The following is a 673-nucleotide window of genomic DNA, read 5'->3' as shown; positions in this document are numbered from 1 at the left end:
GAAGGTCAACCATTTACAGTTCATACTGTTAGTCAAGATGGAGAAATGATTACAGCGAGAAATGGATTAAAGGTACAACCGGACTATAGTATCGAAAACTTGCCTCCAGTTGATATTTTAATTATTCCTGGTGGGTTAGGTGTTAGAGAAAACGAAATGAAAAATGAAATAATAACAAATTGGATTCGCGAGCAAATGAAAGAAGTAAAGTTAATGACTTCTGTTTGTACCGGTGCGCTTTTACTTGCGAAAGCTGGATTACTCGATGGCTTCAAAGCGACAACACATTGGGCAAGTATTGAAAGTTTTAGAAATGATTTTCCGAATATTGAAGTATTAGAAAATGTAAAGTTTGTAGATGAGGGGCATATTATTACGTCTGGTGGAATTTCAGCCGGAATTAATATGTCATTTCATATTGTGAAAAATTTGTTAGGTGCTCGGGTTGCTGAAGAAACAGCGAAGAGAATGGAATATGATATTGATTTACAATATTAAAAGTAAAACAAGACCAGCAGTTGGAAAAATCCAACTGCTGGTCTTGTTTTATATTGACTGAATATACGCTAATTCCTCATCTGTAAGGATCGGACGGGTAGTTGCATCTGCATTTTCTTTCGCTTGTGTTTCTGTTTTTGCGCCAGGAATTGCGACCGATACTGCTGGATGGGAG

Annotated in this window: 1 protein-coding gene and 1 pseudogene; one reads left to right on the top strand and one right to left on the bottom strand. The window is 37.0% G+C overall.

All coding sequences use genetic code 11. The annotated features are described in order from the left end of the window. Positions 1-498 (top strand): DJ-1/PfpI family protein (locus AC1DTM_RS30320; RefSeq protein WP_477001686.1); only part of this gene is annotated, 498 nt, incomplete at its 5' end. Positions 499-546: 48 nt separating this feature from the next. On the opposite strand, the pseudogene AC1DTM_RS30315 reads toward AC1DTM_RS30320, so the two are convergent. Next, positions 547-673, bottom strand: a pseudogene (locus tag AC1DTM_RS30315) (aldo/keto reductase); the annotation flags it as partial.

The organism is Bacillus sp. P4_D3 (assembly GCF_056401855.1).
The sequence above is the reverse complement of the archived record's forward strand: the minus strand, read 5'-3'. Positions and strand labels throughout refer to the sequence as shown.